This is a genomic window from Pseudomonas sp. 2835 (assembly GCF_050435905.1).
In the GTDB taxonomy this organism is placed as follows: Bacteria; Pseudomonadota; Gammaproteobacteria; order Pseudomonadales; family Pseudomonadaceae; genus Aquipseudomonas.
Window position 1 is genome coordinate 268,280 of sequence record NZ_JBNDLE010000006.1, and the last position, 15,338, is coordinate 283,617.

The following is a 15,338-nucleotide window of genomic DNA, read 5'->3' on the forward strand; positions in this document are numbered from 1 at the left end:
ATCGCACAGCTTCAAATGATATTAATTATCATTACGAAGTTGCAGCTTCATTACGTTTTGCAAGAAACATAATTAACAGAACCCAAGGCAATGCCCGGCCCGCGTGGCCTGCAGCCTGTTACGAAAGATTTTTGTTCTTAATCTTACGAATAAATTTGCTGCAGAAATTTTACTTGCACCGGGTTTACCCATAAAATCAGCGCGATAGATTCCGCTGCGACATATCGTCACTGCTCTACTTCTTTTCAAGCCGCAGAGACTGGTCTCTGTATAAGGATTTTCAGCATGCCCGATTCGACAGGACTCATCGCCCACAACTGGGGCTTTGCCATTTTCCTTTTGGGTGTCGTAGGCCTGTGTGCCTTCATGCTCGGTCTGTCTGCCCTGCTCGGCAGCAAGGCTTGGGGCCGTAGCAAGAACGAACCCTTCGAGTCCGGCATGCTGCCCACTGGCGGCGCCCGCTTGCGCCTGTCAGCCAAATTCTATCTGGTCGCGATGCTGTTCGTGATCTTCGATATCGAAGCCCTCTTTCTCTTTGCATGGTCTGTGTCCGTCCGCGAAAGCGGCTGGACCGGATTCGTCGAAGCACTCGTTTTCATAGCAATTCTGTTGGCAGGTCTTGTCTACCTATGGCGCGTCGGGGCACTTGATTGGGCTCCCGAAGGGCGTCGCAAGCGGCAAGCGAAGCTGAAACAATGAGGCTTTGGCAATGCAATACAATCTCACCAGAATCGACCCGGATGCTCCCAACGAGCAATATCCAATCGGAGAGCGGGAAACCGTCTCCGATTCGCTGCTAGAGGACCAGGTCCACAAGAACATCTTCATGGGCAAACTTGAAGATGTGCTCAGTGGCGCGGTCAACTGGGGGCGTAAGAACTCCCTGTGGCCGTACAACTTCGGCCTCTCCTGCTGCTACGTGGAAATGACCACGGCCTTCACGGCGCCCCACGACATCGCCCGCTTCGGCGCCGAAGTCATCCGGGCATCGCCGCGTCAGGCCGACTTCATGGTCATCGCCGGCACCTGCTTCATCAAGATGGCGCCGATCATCCAGCGCCTGTACGAGCAGATGCTCGAACCCAAGTGGGTCATCTCCATGGGTTCGTGTGCCAACTCCGGCGGCATGTACGACATTTACTCGGTCGTTCAGGGGGTCGACAAGTTCCTCCCCGTGGATGTCTACGTGCCTGGCTGCCCGCCTCGCCCTGAAGCCTTCCTGCAAGGCCTGATGCTGTTGCAGGAGTCGATTGGCCAGGAGCGTCGTCCTCTTTCCTGGGTTGTCGGTGATCAAGGCATTTACCGTGCCGAGATGCCGTCGCAGAAAGAGCAACGCCGTGAACAGCGCATCCAGGTCACCAACCTGCGCAGCCCCGACGAAGTCTGATCCAGCGACCTGTTGCCTGCGCATGCGCGACAGGCAGCCTGGCTTCATTCTCTACGTTGACCGAAAGCGACCGAGACCATGACAGCGGACACCGCTATTTATATCCCGCCTTACAAGGCTGACGACCAGGATGTGGTCGTCGAACTGAACAACAAATTCGGCCCCGAAGCGTTCGTCGCCCAGGAAACCCGCACCGGCATGCCGGTGCTTTGGGTTACCCGCGAAAAACTCAAGGAAGTGCTGAGTTTCCTGCGCCATGTCGCCAAGCCGTACAGCATGCTCTACGACCTGCACGGCGTCGACGAGCGCCTGCGCACCCAGCGCCGCGGCCTGCCGGGCGCCGACTTCAGCGTGTTCTACCACCTGCTGTCGGTTGAGCGAAACAGCGACGTGATGATCAAGGTGGCCTTGAGCGAAGGCGACCTGAACCTGCCCACCGTCACCGGTATCTGGCCCAACGCCAACTGGTACGAGCGTGAAGTCTGGGACATGTTCGGCATCGACTTTGCCGGCCACCCGCACCTGACCCGGATCATGATGCCGCCGACCTGGGAAGGTCACCCGCTGCGCAAGGACTACCCCGCCCGCGCCACCGAGTTCGATCCGTACAGCCTGACCCTCGCCAAGCAGCAGCTCGAGGAAGAAGCCGCACGCTTCAACCCTGAGGCCTGGGGCATGAAGCGTTCCGGCGCCAACGAGGACTACATGTTCCTCAACCTCGGCCCCAACCACCCTTCGGCCCACGGTGCCTTCCGTATCGTCCTGCAGCTGGACGGCGAAGAGATCGTCGACTGCGTCCCGGACATCGGTTACCACCACCGTGGCGCCGAGAAGATGGCCGAGCGCCAGTCCTGGCACAGCTTCATCCCCTACACCGACCGTATCGACTACCTCGGCGGGGTGATGAACAACCTGCCGTACGTACTGGCGGTAGAGAAGCTGGCCGGCATCCAGGTGCCGCAGAAGGTCGACGTGATCCGTATCATGCTCGCCGAGTTCTTCCGCATCACCAGCCACCTGCTGTTCCTGGGTACCTACATCCAGGACGTCGGCGCCATGACCCCGGTGTTCTTCACCTTCACCGACCGTCAGCGCGCCTACACCGTGATCGAAGCGATCACCGGCTTCCGTCTGCACCCGGCCTGGTACCGCATCGGTGGCGTTGCCCACGACCTGCCGCGCGGCTGGGAAAAACTGGTGAAAGACTTCGTCGACTGGCTGCCGAAGCGCCTCGACGAGTACACCAAGGCCGCCCTGCAGAACAGCATCCTCAAGGGCCGGACCATCGGCGTTGCCCAGTACAACACCAAAGAGGCCCTGGAATGGGGCGTCACCGGTGCCGGCCTGCGCTCCACCGGTCTGGACTTCGACCTGCGCAAGGCCCGCCCTTACTCCGGCTACGAGAACTTCGAGTTCGAAGTGCCGCTGGCCCACAACGGCGATGCCTACGATCGCTGCATGGTCCGTGTCGAGGAGATGCGCCAGAGTATCCGCATCATCGACCAGTGCCTGCGCAACATGCCGGAAGGCCCGTACAAGGCGGATCACCCGCTGACCACGCCGCCTCCGAAAGAGCGCACCCTGCAGCACATCGAAACCCTGATCACTCACTTCCTGCAGGTTTCGTGGGGCCCGGTGATGCCGGCCAACGAGTCCTTCCAGATGATCGAGGCGACCAAGGGCATCAACAGTTACTACCTGACGAGCGACGGCGGCACCATGAGCTACCGCACCCGGATCCGTACCCCGAGCTACCCGCACCTGCAGCAGATCCCTTCGGTGATCCGCGGCAGCATGGTCGCGGACCTCATTGCGTACCTGGGCAGTATCGACTTCGTTATGGCTGACGTGGACCGCTAAGCATGAACAGCACGCTTATCCAAACCGACCGTTTCGCCCTGAGCGAAACCGAGCGCTCGGCCATCGAGCACGAGATGCATCACTACGAGGACCCGCGCGCGGCGTCCATCGAAGCCCTGAAGATCGTTCAGAAGGAACGCGGCTGGGTGCCAGACGGCGCCATCTACGCCATCGGCGAAGTGCTCGGCATTCCTGCCAGCGACGTCGAAGGCGTGGCCACCTTCTATAGCCAGATCTTCCGTCAACCGGTTGGCCGGCACATCATCCGCGTCTGCGACAGCATGGTCTGCTACATCGGCGGCCACGAGTCGGTAGTCAGCCAGATCCAGAGCGAGCTGGGCATTGGCCTGGGCCAGACCACCGCGGACGGGCGCTTCACCCTGCTGCCGGTATGCTGCCTGGGTAACTGCGACAAGGCCCCGGCGCTGATGATCGACGACGACACCTTTGGCGACGTGCAGCCTGCTGGCGTCTCCAAACTGCTGGAGGGTTACGTATGACCATCACTTCCTTCGGCCCGGCCAACCGCATTGCGCGCTCGGCTGAAACCCATCCGCTGACCTGGCGCCTGCGTGACGACGGCGAGCCGCTGTGGCTCGACGAGTACCAGGCCAAGGACGGCTACGCCGCCGCCCGCAAGGCCCTGGCGCAGATGTCCCAGGACGATATCGTCCAGACCGTGAAAGATTCCGGCCTCAAGGGCCGTGGCGGTGCGGGCTTCCCGACCGGCGTCAAATGGGGCCTGATGCCCAAAGACGAATCCATGAACATCCGCTACCTGCTGTGCAACGCGGACGAAATGGAGCCCAACACCTGGAAAGACCGCATGCTGATGGAGCAACAGCCCCATCTGCTGATCGAGGGCATGCTGATCAGCGCCCGCGCGCTGAAAGCCTACCGCGGCTACATCTTCCTGCGTGGCGAATACACCACCGCAGCGCGCAACCTCACCCGTGCGGTCGAGGAAGCCAAGGCTGCAGGCCTGTTGGGCAAGAACATCCTCGGCAGCGGCTTCGACTTCGAGCTGTTCGTCCACACCGGTGCCGGGCGCTACATCTGCGGTGAAGAAACCGCCCTGATCAACTCCCTCGAAGGCCGCCGCGCCAACCCGCGCTCCAAGCCGCCCTTCCCTGCCGCCGTTGGCGTGTGGGGCAAGCCGACCTGCGTGAACAACGTCGAGACCCTGTGCAACGTGCCGGCCATCGTCGGCAACGGCATCGACTGGTACAAGTCGCTGGCCCGTGAAGGCAGCGAAGACCACGGCACCAAGCTGATGGGCTTCTCTGGCAAGGTCAAGAACCCGGGCCTGTGGGAACTGCCGTTCGGCGTCACTGCCCGCGAGCTGTTCGAAGACTACGCCGGCGGCATGCGCGATGGCTTCAAGCTCAAGTGCTGGCAGCCAGGCGGCGCCGGTACCGGTTTCCTGCTGCCCGAGCACCTGGACGCGCAAATGTACGCCGGTGGCATCGCCAAGGTCGGCACCCGCATGGGTACTGGCCTGGCCATGGCCGTGGACGACAGCGTCAACATGGTCTCGCTGCTGCGCAACATGGAAGAGTTCTTCGCCCGTGAATCCTGTGGCTTCTGCACCCCGTGCCGCGACGGCCTGCCATGGAGCGTCAAGCTCCTGCGCGCCCTCGAGAAAGGCCAGGGCCAGCAGGGCGACATCGAGACCCTGCTGGGTCTGGTTGGTTTCCTTGGGCCCGGCAAGACCTTCTGTGCCCACGCACCGGGCGCCGTTGAGCCGCTGGGTAGCGCGATCAAGTACTTCCGCCCTGAGTTCGAGGCTGGCATTGCCAGCCAGGCACCGGCTGCTGCCGCTGCAGGCCTGCGCCCGGACCTGGCGAAACCGATCGTCGTCGGCGCATAACGAATAACAATGCGGGCGGTCCGTGCCGCCCGCTGCCTGCCCAGCTCGCCCGGGGACACCTGTCGCGGGCTGCAGGCACACAGATTTCCATTAGCCACGCCCGCAGACGCGGGCCAACGAAGAACTTTGAACCATGGCCACTATCCACGTAGACGGCAAAGAGCTCGAAGTCAACGGCGCAGACAACCTGTTACAGGCGTGTCTGTCGCTCGGCCTCGACATCCCCTATTTCTGCTGGCACCCGGCGCTTGGTAGCGTCGGTGCCTGCCGCCAGTGCGCGGTCAAGCAGTACACCGACGAAAACGACACCCGTGGTCGCATCGTCATGTCCTGCATGACCCCTGCCACCGATGGCAGCTGGATTTCCATCGAAGACGAAGAAGCCAAGGTATTCCGTGCCAGCGTCGTCGAATGGCTGATGACCAACCACCCGCACGACTGCCCGGTGTGCGAGGAAGGCGGTCACTGCCACCTGCAAGACATGACGGTAATGACCGGCCACAACGAGCGCCGCTACCGTTTCACCAAGCGTACCCACCAGAACCAGGAGCTCGGCCCGTTCATCGCCCACGAGATGAACCGCTGCATCGCCTGCTACCGTTGCGTGCGTTACTACAAGGACTACGCCGGCGGTACCGACCTGGGCGTATTCGGTGCCCACGACAACGTCTACTTCGGTCGCGTCGAAGACGGCACCCTCGAGAGCGAGTTCTCCGGCAACCTCACCGAGGTCTGCCCGACCGGTGTGTTCACCGACAAGACCCACTCCGAGCGCTACAACCGCAAATGGGACATGCAGTTCGCCCCAAGCATCTGCCATGGCTGCTCCAGCGGTTGCAACATCAGCCCGGGTGAGCGCTACGGCGAACTGCGCCGGATCGAAAACCGCTTCAACGGTTCGGTCAACCAGTACTTCCTCTGCGACCGCGGCCGTTTCGGCTATGGCTATGTCAACCGTGAAGACCGTCCACGTCAGCCACTGCTGGCCGACGGCACCAAGCTGAGCCTGGATGCCGCCCTGGACAAGGCCGCAGACATGCTGCGCGGGCGCAACATCGTCGGTATCGGTTCGCCACGTGCCAGCCTCGAAAGCAACTACGGCCTGCGTGAGCTGGTCGGCGCCGAGCACTTCTACTCGGGTATGGAAGCCGGTGAACTGGCCCGCGTACGCCTGGCCCTGCAAGTGCTCAACGACAGCCCGCTGCCAGTACCGACCCTGCGCGACATGGAAGACCATGACGCGGTGTTCGTCCTCGGCGAAGACCTGACCCAGACCGCTGCCCGTGTGGCCCTGGCCCTGCGCCAGTCGGTCAAGGGCAAGGCCGAAGCCATGGCCGATGCCATGCGCGTTCAGCCGTGGCTCGATGCCGCAGTGAAGAACATCGGCCAGCACGCCATGTACCCGCTGTTTATTGCAAGCCTGGCCGAAACCAAGCTCGATGACGTCGCTGAAGAGTGCGTACACGCAGCGCCGGACGACCTCGCCCGTATCGGTTTCGCCGTGGCTCACGCCATCGACCCGAGCGCGCCTGCCGTTGACGGCCTGGACGCCGAAGCCCTGGCCCTGGCCAAGCGCATCGCCGACGCCCTGGTGGCCGCCAACCGTCCGCTGGTGGTTGCCGGTACCTCGCTGGCCTCCAACGCCCTGATCGAAGCTGCCGCCAACATCGCCAAAGCCCTGAAGCTGCGCGAGAAGAACGGCTCGCTGAGCCTGGTGGTGCCTGAGGCCAACAGCCTGGGCCTGGCCATGCTCGGTGGCGAGTCGATCGACGCTGCCCTGGACGCGGTGATCGAAGGCAAGGCCGACGCCATCGTCGTGCTCGAAAACGACCTGTACAGCCGCGTTGCCGCTGCCAAGGTCGACGCTGCCCTGGCCGCCGCCAAAGTGGTTATCGTTGCCGATCACCAGAAGACCGCCACCACCGAGCGCGCCCACCTGGTGCTGCCGGCGGCGACCTTCGCCGAAGGCGACGGCACCCTGGTCAGCCAGGAAGGCCGCGCCCAGCGCTTCTTCCAGGTATTCGACCCCACCTACCTGGACAGCAGCATCCTGGTTCACGAAGGCTGGCGCTGGATGCACGCCCTGCGTGCCACCCTGCTCAACAAGCCGGTGGACTGGACCCAGCTGGACCACGTCACCAGCGCTTGCGCCGCGGTCGCGCCGCAACTGTCCGGGATCGTCAACGCCGCACCGTCCGCTTCGTTCCGCATCAAGGGCATGAAGCTTGCGCGTGAGCCGCTGCGCTACTCCGGCCGTACCGCCATGCGTGCCAACATCAGCGTGCACGAGCCGCGTACCCCGCAAGACAAGGACACCGCGTTCGCCTTCTCCATGGAAGGTTACTCGGGTTCGGCCGAACCGCGCTCGCAAGTGCCGTTCGCCTGGTCGCCGGGCTGGAACTCGCCGCAAGCCTGGAACAAGTTCCAGGACGAGGTCGGTGGTCACCTGCGTGCAGGCGACCCGGGCACCCGCCTGATCGAAACCCAGGGCGACAAGCTGAACTGGTTCGCCAGCGTTCCGGCAGCCTTCGCTCCGGCCCGCGGCACCTGGCAAGCGGTGCCGTTCTACCACCTGTTCGGCAGCGAAGAGAACTCCTCGCGCGCAGCCCCGGTGCAAGAGCGCATCCCAGAAGCCTACGTGGCCCTGGCCAAGTCCGAAGCCGATCGCCTGGGTGTCAACGACGGCGCCCTGCTCAGCCTCAACGTCGCCGGCGTTGCCCTGCGTCTGCCGCTGCGCATCAATGAAGAACTGGGCGCAGGCCTGGTTGCCCTGCCCAAAGGCCTGGCCGGCATTCCGCCTGCCATCTTCGGTGCATCCGTCGAAGGCCTGCAGGAGGCAGCACAATGACCTGGTTCACCCCTGAAGTGATCGATGTGATCATCACCGTCATCAAGGCCATCGTGGTCTTGCTGGCCGTGGTGGTCTGCGGTGCGCTGCTCAGCTTCGTCGAGCGGCGCCTGCTGGGCTGGTGGCAGGACCGCTACGGTCCGAACCGCGTCGGCCCGTTCGGCATGTTCCAGATCGCTGCCGACATGCTCAAGATGTTCTTCAAGGAGGACTGGAACCCGCCCTTCGTCGACAAGGTGATCTTCACACTGGCGCCGGTGGTGGCCATGAGCGCCTTGCTGATCGCCTTCGCGATCATCCCGATCACCCCGACCTGGGGTGTCGCGGACCTGAACATCGGCTTGCTGTTCTTCTTCGCCATGGCCGGTCTGTCGGTGTACGCGGTACTGTTCGCCGGCTGGTCGTCGAACAACAAGTACGCCCTGCTCGGCAGCCTGCGGGCCTCGGCCCAGACCGTGTCGTACGAAGTGTTCATGGGCCTGGCGCTGATGGGCATCGTCGCCCAGGTCGGCTCGTTCAACATGCGCGATATCGTTGACTACCAGGCCCAGAACCTGTGGTTCATCATTCCGCAGTTCTTCGGTTTCTGCACCTTCTTCATCGCTGGCGTCGCCGTGACTCACCGTCACCCGTTCGACCAGCCGGAAGCGGAACAGGAACTGGCCGACGGTTACCACATTGAATATGCCGGCATGAAATGGGGCATGTTCTTCGTCGGTGAGTACATCGGCATCATCCTGATCTCGGCGCTGCTGGTAACCCTGTTCTTCGGTGGCTGGCACGGTCCGTTCGGCATCCTGCCGCAACTGTCGTTCGTCTGGTTCGCCCTAAAGACCGCGTTCTTCATCATGCTGTTCATTCTGCTGCGCGCCTCTATTCCGCGCCCGCGCTATGACCAGGTGATGGACTTCAGCTGGAAGTTCTGCCTGCCGCTGACCCTGATCAATTTGCTGGTGACCGCTGCGCTCGTGTTGCTCAACACGCCAGCTGTTGCGGCCCAGTGAGGATTTGACCCATGTTCAAATATATTGGCGACATCGTTAAGGGCACTGGCACCCAGCTGCGCAGCCTGGTGATGGTGTTCTCTCACGGTTTTCGCAAACGTGACACCCTGCAGTACCCCGAAGAGCCGGTCTACCTGCCGCCACGCTACCGTGGCCGCATCGTCCTGACCCGCGACCCGGATGGCGAAGAGCGCTGTGTAGCGTGCAACTTGTGTGCCGTGGCTTGCCCGGTCGGTTGCATCTCGCTGCAGAAAGCCGAAACAGAAGACGGTCGTTGGTACCCGGAGTTTTTCCGCATCAACTTCTCCCGTTGCATTTTCTGCGGCCTCTGCGAGGAAGCCTGCCCGACCACCGCGATCCAGCTCACCCCGGATTTCGAGATGGCCGAGTTCAAACGTCAGGACCTGGTGTACGAGAAAGAAGATCTGCTGATCTCCGGCCCCGGCAAGAACCCTGACTACAACTTCTACCGTGTTGCAGGTATGGCTGTTGCCGGCAAGCCGAAAGGCGCCGCGCAGAACGAAGCCGAGCCGATCAACGTGAAGAGCTTGCTCCCTTAAGGAAGAAAGATGGAATTCGCTTTCTATTTCGCATCCGGTGTCGCTGTGGTGTCCACCCTTCGGGTGATCACCAACACCAACCCCGTGCACGCCCTGCTCTACCTGATCATTTCGCTGATCTCCGTGGCGATGACCTTCTTCGCCCTCGGCGCTCCGTTCGCCGGTGTCCTGGAAGTGATCGCCTACGCTGGCGCCATCATGGTGCTGTTCGTCTTCGTGGTGATGATGCTCAACCTCGGGCCGGCTTCGGTCGCCCAGGAACGCGGCTGGCTCAAGCCGGGCATCTGGCTCGGCCCGGTGGTGCTTGGTGCACTGCTGCTGGTCGAGCTGCTGTATGTGCTGTTCGCCAGCGAAAGCGGCGCCGGCATCGGCCACACCACGGTTGACGCCAAGGCCGTCGGCATCAGCCTGTTCGGCCCTTACCTGCTGGTGGTGGAACTGGCCTCGATGCTGCTGCTCGCCGCAGCGGTGACGGCTTTCCACCTCGGCCGCAACGAGGCGAAGGAGTAATCACATGCCAGCAATTCCTCTCGAACATGGCCTGGCCGTCGCCGGCATCCTATTCTGCCTCGGCCTTGTCGGCCTGATGGTGCGCCGCAATATTCTTTTCGTGTTGATGAGCCTGGAAATCATGATGAACGCCTCGGCACTGGCGTTCATCGTTGCCGGCAGCCGCTGGGCGCAGCCGGATGGACAGATCATGTTCATCCTGGTGATCAGCCTGGCAGCGGCCGAGGCCAGTATCGGCCTAGCGATCCTGTTGCAGCTGTATCGCCGCTTCCACACTCTCGATATCGATGCTGCCAGTGAGATGCGCGGATGAACCTTCTCTTTCTGACGTTCGTATTCCCCCTGATCGGCTTCCTGCTGCTGTCGTTCTCGCGCGGCCGCTGGTCCGAGAACCTGTCGGCGCTGGTTGGCGTCGGTTCGGTGGGCCTCTCGGCCATCGTCGCCGCCTACGTGATCTGGCAGTTCAACGTCGCCCCGCCTGCTGGCGGCGCGTACAGCCAGCTGCTGTGGCAGTGGATGTCGGTGGACGGCTTTGCGCCGAACTTCACCCTGTACCTGGACGGCCTGTCGGTGACCATGCTTGGCGTGGTGGTCGGCGTCGGCTTCCTGATCCACCTGTTCGCCTCCTGGTACATGCGCGGTGAAGCCGGTTACTCGCGCTTCTTCGCCTACACCAACCTGTTCATTGCCAGCATGCTGTTCCTGATCCTGGGCGACAACCTGCTGTTCATCTACTTCGGTTGGGAAGGCGTGGGCCTGTGCTCGTACCTGTTGATCGGTTTCTACTACAGCAACCGCAACAACGGTAACGCCGCACTCAAAGCCTTCATCGTCACCCGTATCGGCGACGTGTTCATGGCCATCGGCCTGTTCATCCTGTTCCAGCAACTGGGTACCCTGAACGTTCAGGAACTGCTGGTGCTGGCCCCGCAGAAGTTCCAGGCGGGTGATTTCTGGATGGTCCTGGCAACCCTGATGCTGCTCGGTGGCGCGGTCGGTAAATCGGCCCAGCTGCCGCTGCAGACCTGGCTTGCCGACGCGATGGCCGGCCCTACCCCGGTTTCGGCACTGATCCACGCGGCAACCATGGTTACCGCCGGTGTCTACCTGATTGCCCGTACCCATGGCCTGTTCGCCCTGGCCCCTGACGTGCTGCACCTGGTCGGTGTAGTCGGCGGCGTGACCCTGGTGCTGGCCGGCTTTGCCGCCCTGGTGCAGACCGACATCAAGCGTATCCTCGCCTACTCGACCATGAGCCAGATCGGCTACATGTTCCTGGCCCTGGGCGTTGGTGCCTGGGAAGGCGCGATCTTCCACCTGATGACCCACGCCTTCTTCAAGGCCCTGCTGTTCCTTGCTTCCGGTGCGGTGATCGTTGCCTGCCACCACGAGCAGAACATCTTCAAGATGGGCGGCCTGTGGAAGAAACTGCCACTGGCCTACGCCAGTTTCATCGTCGGTGGTGCCGCCCTGGCTGCCTTGCCGCTGCTGACCGCCGGCTTCTACTCGAAAGACGAGATCCTCTGGGAAGCCTTCGCCAGCGGCAACAACGGTCTGCTGTACGCCGGCCTGGTCGGTGCCTTCATGACCTCGCTGTACACCTTCCGCCTGATCTTCATCGCCTTCCACGGCGAAGCCAAGACCGAAGCTCACGCCGGCCACGGGATTTCCCACTGGCTGCCGCTGGGCGTGCTGATCGTGCTGTCGACCTTCGTCGGTGCCTGGATTCATCCACCGCTGGCGGGCGTGCTGCCGCAGAGCGTCGGCCATGCCGGCGGCGAAGCCAAGCACAGCCTGGAAATCGCCTCGGGCGCCATTGCCATCGCCGGTATCCTGCTGGCGGCGATGCTGTTCCTGGGCAAGCGTCGCCTGGTTACCGCGATTGCCAACAGTGGTATCGGTCGTGTGCTGTCGGCCTGGTGGTTCGCCGCCTGGGGCTTCGACTGGATCTACGACAAGCTGTTCGTCAAACCTTACCTGCTGATCAGCCACATCCTGCGCAAGGATCCGGTTGACCGCAGCATTGGCCTGATTCCGCGTATGGCGAAGGGCGGTCATGCCGCCATGAGCAAAACCGAAACCGGTCAGCTGCGCTGGTACACCGCTTCGATCGCCGTAGGTGCCGTGCTTGTACTCGGTGCCGTTGTTATGGCTGCGGTCTGATATGAACCTTGCGACTTTGCGAAAGGAATTGAGCCCGTCATGATTTTGCCTTGGCTGATCCTGATCCCCTTCATCGGCGGCCTGCTGTGCTGGCTGGGTGAGCGCTTCGGCGCTACCCTGCCGCGCTGGATTGCGCTGCTGACCATGTCCCTGCTGCTTGGTATCGGCCTCTGGCTGTGGGCCAACGGGGACTACACCCTGGCCCCTGCACCGGGCGCCGCGCCCGAGTGGGCGTTCGAATTCAAAGTGCTGTGGATCGAACGCTTCGGCATCAGCCTGCACCTGGCCCTCGATGGCCTGTCGCTGCTGATGATCCTGCTCACCGGCCTGCTCGGTGTGCTCTCGGTACTGTGCTCCTGGAAAGAGATCACTCGCCACGTCGGCTTCTTCCACCTCAACCTGATGTGGATCCTGGGCGGCGTGGTCGGTGTGTTCCTGGCCCTGGACCTGTTCCTGTTCTTCTTCTTCTGGGAAATGATGCTGGTGCCGATGTATTTCCTCATCGCGCTCTGGGGTCACAGCTCATCGGATGGCAAGAAGACCCGGATCTACGCCGCAACCAAGTTCTTCATCTTCACCCAGGCCAGCGGCCTGATCATGCTGGTGGCGATCCTTGGTCTGGTACTGGTCAACTACAGCAACACCGGTGTGATCACCTTCGACTACACCCAGTTGCTCAAGGCCGACCTGCCCGCTGGCACCGAATACCTGCTGATGCTCGGCTTCTTCATCGCCTTCGCGGTCAAGCTGCCGGTTGTACCGTTTCACTCCTGGCTGCCTGACGCTCACGCCCAGGCACCGACCGCAGGTTCCGTCGACCTTGCCGGTATCTTGCTGAAGACCGCGGCCTACGGCCTGCTGCGTTTCGCCCTGCCGCTGTTCCCGAACGCCTCGGCCGAGTTTGCGCCGATCGCCATGACCCTGGGTCTGATCGGGATTTTCTACGGTGCTTTCCTGGCCTTCGCACAAACCGACATCAAGCGTCTGATCGCCTTCTCCAGCGTTTCGCACATGGGCTTCGTGCTGATCGGTATCTACTCCGGCAGCCAGCAGGCCCTGCAAGGCGCGGTGATTCAGATGCTGGCTCACGGCCTCTCGGCAGCGGCACTGTTTATCCTCAGCGGCCAGCTGTACGAGCGCCTGCATACCCGTGACATGCGTCAGATGGGTGGCCTGTGGCACCGCATCGCCTACCTGCCGGCCATCAGCCTGTTCTTCGCCGCCGCCTCCCTGGGCCTGCCAGGTACCGGTAACTTCGTTGGCGAATTCCTGATCCTGATCGGCAGCTTCGTCGCTTCGCCATGGGTCACCGTGATCGCGACGTCGGGCCTGGTGTTCGGTTCGGTGTACTCGCTGATCATGATTCACCGCGCCTACTTCGGCCCGGCCAAATCCGATGAAGTCCTGGCTGGCATGGACACCCGCGAAATGATCATGGTGCTGGGCCTGGCTGGCCTGCTGATCCTGCTGGGCGTCTACCCGCAGCCGTTCCTGGACACTTCTGCCGCCACCATGAGTGGTGTACAGCAGTGGCTGGGTTCCGCTTTCACTCAACTCGCTTCGGCCCGGTAAGAGCGCTATGGACCTGACGATTCAACACTTTATCGCGCTTGCGCCGCTGCTGATCACCACCATCACCACGGTCGTAGTGATGCTGGCGATCGCCTGGCGGCGCAACCACTCGCAAACCTTCCTGCTGTCGACCGTGGGCCTGAACCTGGCCCTGCTGTCGATCATCCCGGCACTGAAGGTTGCGCCCCTGGCAGTCACCCCGCTGCTGACCATCGACAACTTCGCCTGCCTGTACATGGCGCTGATCCTGGTTGCCACCCTCGCCTGCGTCACCCTCGCCCACGCCTACCTGGGTGATGGCGGCAAAGGCTACCCGGGCAACCGCGAAGAGCTGTACCTGCTGATCCTGATGTCCGCCCTGGGCGGTCTGGTACTGGTCAGCGCGCAGCACCTGGCCGGCCTGTTCATCGGCCTTGAGCTGCTCTCGGTACCGGTCTACGGCCTAGTCGCCTATGCCTTCTTCAACAAGCGTTCGCTGGAAGCCGGCATCAAGTACATGGTGCTCTCGGCCGCAGGTTCCGCCTTCCTGCTGTTCGGCATGGCGCTGCTGTATGCCGACGCTGGCAGCCTGAGCTTCGACGGCATCGGCAAGGCCCTGGCGGCCACCAGCATGCCAAGCACGATCGCCCAGCTGGGCCTGGGCATGATGCTGGTTGGCCTGGCGTTCAAACTGTCGCTGGTGCCCTTCCACCTGTGGACCCCGGACGTCTACGAAGGTGCTCCGGCACCGGTTGCCGCCTTCCTGGCCACCGCCAGCAAGGTCGCCGTGTTCGCCGTCGTCGTACGCCTGTTCATGATCTCCCCTGCAGCCAGCAGCGGCGTATTGACCACCGTGCTGTCGGTGATTGCCGTGGCCTCGATCCTGATCGGTAACCTGCTGGCGCTGACCCAGAGCAACCTCAAGCGCCTGCTCGGTTACTCCTCGATCGCCCACTTCGGTTACCTGCTGATCGCCCTGGTGGCGAGCAAGGGCCTGGCGGTCGAAGCCATCGGCGTGTACCTGGTCACCTACGTGATCACCAGCCTCGGTGCCTTCGGCGTCATCACCCTGATGTCCTCGCCATACAACGGCCGTGACGCTGACGCCCTGTACGAGTACCGCGGCCTGTTCTGGCGCCGTCCGTACCTGACCGCGGTGCTGACCGTAATGATGCTGTCGCTGGCCGGTATCCCGCTGACCGCAGGCTTCATCGGCAAGTTCTACATCATCGCTACCGGCGTCGAGTCGCAGCTGTGGTGGTTGGTCGGTGCCCTGGTGATCGGTAGTGCCATCGGCGTGTTCTACTACCTGCGCGTGATGGTCACCCTGTACCTGATCGAGCCGAACCTGCGTCGCCACGACGCCCCGCTGAACTGGGAGCAGCGCACCGGCGGCGTGATGCTGCTGGCTATCGCCATCCTCGCCTTCGTCCTGGGCGTGTACCCGCAGCCATTGCTGGACATGGTTCAGCATGCAGGTCTGCAATTGATCGGTTGATCGATCTGGCACTGACAAACACCCCGCTTCGGCGGGGTGTTTTGTTTTCGGCTGCTTGCCAGCGATAGGGCCGGTACAGATCGGTGA

At 62.5% G+C, this 15,338-nt stretch carries 13 protein-coding genes; all 13 read left to right on the forward strand.

What is annotated here, in order from left to right; genetic code table 11:
• Nucleotides 1–285 precede the first annotated feature (285 nt).
• The 13 genes from ABIE20_RS11475 to nuoN all read left to right on the forward strand — a co-directional run bounded on the left by ABIE20_RS11475 (nt 286) and on the right by nuoN (nt 15,251).
• Nucleotides 286–699, forward strand: coding sequence for an NADH-quinone oxidoreductase subunit A (locus ABIE20_RS11475; protein WP_010220397.1), 414 nt, complete (start codon nt 286–288; stop codon nt 697–699).
• A 10-nt stretch (nt 700–709) separates the two neighbouring features.
• The gene (locus ABIE20_RS11480; protein WP_010220398.1) at nt 710–1,387 is read left to right on the forward strand and encodes an NADH-quinone oxidoreductase subunit B; all 678 of its coding nucleotides are present in this window, start codon (nt 710–712) and stop codon (nt 1,385–1,387) included.
• Between the two features lie 78 nt (nt 1,388–1,465).
• The gene (gene nuoC, locus ABIE20_RS11485; RefSeq protein ID WP_095162673.1) at nt 1,466–3,247 is read left to right on the forward strand and encodes an NADH-quinone oxidoreductase subunit C/D; all 1,782 of its coding nucleotides are present in this window, start codon (nt 1,466–1,468) and stop codon (nt 3,245–3,247) included.
• A gap of 2 nt (nt 3,248–3,249) precedes the next feature.
• A complete protein-coding gene (gene nuoE, locus ABIE20_RS11490; protein ID WP_012313767.1) occupies nt 3,250–3,747 on the forward strand; it encodes an NADH-quinone oxidoreductase subunit NuoE in 498 nt (165 codons plus the stop codon).
• On the forward strand, nt 3,744–5,117 hold the full coding sequence (gene nuoF / locus ABIE20_RS11495) for an NADH-quinone oxidoreductase subunit NuoF (protein ID WP_429505200.1): 1,374 nt from the start codon (nt 3,744–3,746) through the stop codon (nt 5,115–5,117). The genes nuoE and nuoF overlap by 4 nt, the downstream gene beginning before the upstream one ends.
• Before the next feature lie 133 nt (nt 5,118–5,250).
• Entirely contained in the window at nt 5,251–7,965 is a 2,715-nt protein-coding gene (nuoG, locus tag ABIE20_RS11500; RefSeq protein WP_429505201.1) for an NADH-quinone oxidoreductase subunit NuoG, read from the forward strand.
• Nucleotides 7,962–8,969 (forward strand): NADH-quinone oxidoreductase subunit NuoH, encoded by a 1,008-nt coding sequence (gene nuoH, locus ABIE20_RS11505; RefSeq protein ID WP_038996049.1) that lies wholly within the window; start codon nt 7,962–7,964, stop codon nt 8,967–8,969. The genes nuoG and nuoH overlap by 4 nt, the downstream gene beginning before the upstream one ends.
• An 11-nt stretch (nt 8,970–8,980) precedes the next feature.
• Nucleotides 8,981–9,529 (forward strand): NADH-quinone oxidoreductase subunit NuoI, encoded by a 549-nt coding sequence (gene nuoI, locus ABIE20_RS11510; RefSeq protein ID WP_009400993.1) that lies wholly within the window; start codon nt 8,981–8,983, stop codon nt 9,527–9,529.
• A 9-nt stretch (nt 9,530–9,538) separates the two neighbouring features.
• Nucleotides 9,539–10,039 carry an NADH-quinone oxidoreductase subunit J gene (gene nuoJ, locus ABIE20_RS11515; RefSeq protein ID WP_038996050.1) on the forward strand — a complete coding sequence of 167 codons (501 nt, stop codon included), beginning with the start codon at nt 9,539–9,541 and terminating at the stop codon, nt 10,037–10,039.
• A 4-nt stretch (nt 10,040–10,043) separates the two neighbouring features.
• Nucleotides 10,044–10,352: an NADH-quinone oxidoreductase subunit NuoK gene (gene nuoK, locus ABIE20_RS11520; RefSeq protein WP_028944232.1), complete on the forward strand. Its 309-nt coding sequence runs from the start codon at nt 10,044–10,046 to the stop codon at nt 10,350–10,352.
• The gene (gene nuoL, locus ABIE20_RS11525) at nt 10,349–12,202 is read left to right on the forward strand and encodes an NADH-quinone oxidoreductase subunit L (protein ID WP_038996051.1); all 1,854 of its coding nucleotides are present in this window, start codon (nt 10,349–10,351) and stop codon (nt 12,200–12,202) included. Before nuoK ends, nuoL begins: the two co-directional genes overlap by 4 nt.
• A gap of 39 nt (nt 12,203–12,241) precedes the next feature.
• Nucleotides 12,242–13,774: an NADH-quinone oxidoreductase subunit M gene (gene nuoM, locus ABIE20_RS11530; protein ID WP_258610243.1), complete on the forward strand. Its 1,533-nt coding sequence runs from the start codon at nt 12,242–12,244 to the stop codon at nt 13,772–13,774.
• Between the two features lie 7 nt (nt 13,775–13,781).
• Nucleotides 13,782–15,251, forward strand: a complete 1,470-nt coding sequence (gene nuoN / locus ABIE20_RS11535; protein WP_429505202.1) for an NADH-quinone oxidoreductase subunit NuoN — start codon at nt 13,782–13,784, stop codon at nt 15,249–15,251.
• Nucleotides 15,252–15,338 lie beyond the last annotated feature (87 nt).

Bases quoted from the DNA above. Each gene is read 5' to 3' on its own strand.
- ABIE20_RS11475 (WP_010220397.1), top strand. From the start codon at position 286: ATGCCCGATTCGACAGGACTCATCGCCCACAACTGGGGCTTTGCCATT.
- ABIE20_RS11480 (WP_010220398.1), top strand. From the start codon at position 710: ATGCAATACAATCTCACCAGAATCGACCCGGATGCTCCCAACGAGCAA.
- nuoC (WP_095162673.1), top strand. From the start codon at position 1,466: ATGACAGCGGACACCGCTATTTATATCCCGCCTTACAAGGCTGACGAC.
- nuoE (WP_012313767.1), top strand. From the start codon at position 3,250: ATGAACAGCACGCTTATCCAAACCGACCGTTTCGCCCTGAGCGAAACC.
- nuoF (WP_429505200.1), top strand. From the start codon at position 3,744: ATGACCATCACTTCCTTCGGCCCGGCCAACCGCATTGCGCGCTCGGCT.
- nuoG (WP_429505201.1), top strand. From the start codon at position 5,251: ATGGCCACTATCCACGTAGACGGCAAAGAGCTCGAAGTCAACGGCGCA.
- nuoH (WP_038996049.1), top strand. From the start codon at position 7,962: ATGACCTGGTTCACCCCTGAAGTGATCGATGTGATCATCACCGTCATC.
- nuoI (WP_009400993.1), top strand. From the start codon at position 8,981: ATGTTCAAATATATTGGCGACATCGTTAAGGGCACTGGCACCCAGCTG.
- nuoJ (WP_038996050.1), top strand. From the start codon at position 9,539: ATGGAATTCGCTTTCTATTTCGCATCCGGTGTCGCTGTGGTGTCCACC.
- nuoK (WP_028944232.1), top strand. From the start codon at position 10,044: ATGCCAGCAATTCCTCTCGAACATGGCCTGGCCGTCGCCGGCATCCTA.
- nuoL (WP_038996051.1), top strand. From the start codon at position 10,349: ATGAACCTTCTCTTTCTGACGTTCGTATTCCCCCTGATCGGCTTCCTG.
- nuoM (WP_258610243.1), top strand. From the start codon at position 12,242: ATGATTTTGCCTTGGCTGATCCTGATCCCCTTCATCGGCGGCCTGCTG.
- nuoN (WP_429505202.1), top strand. From the start codon at position 13,782: ATGGACCTGACGATTCAACACTTTATCGCGCTTGCGCCGCTGCTGATC.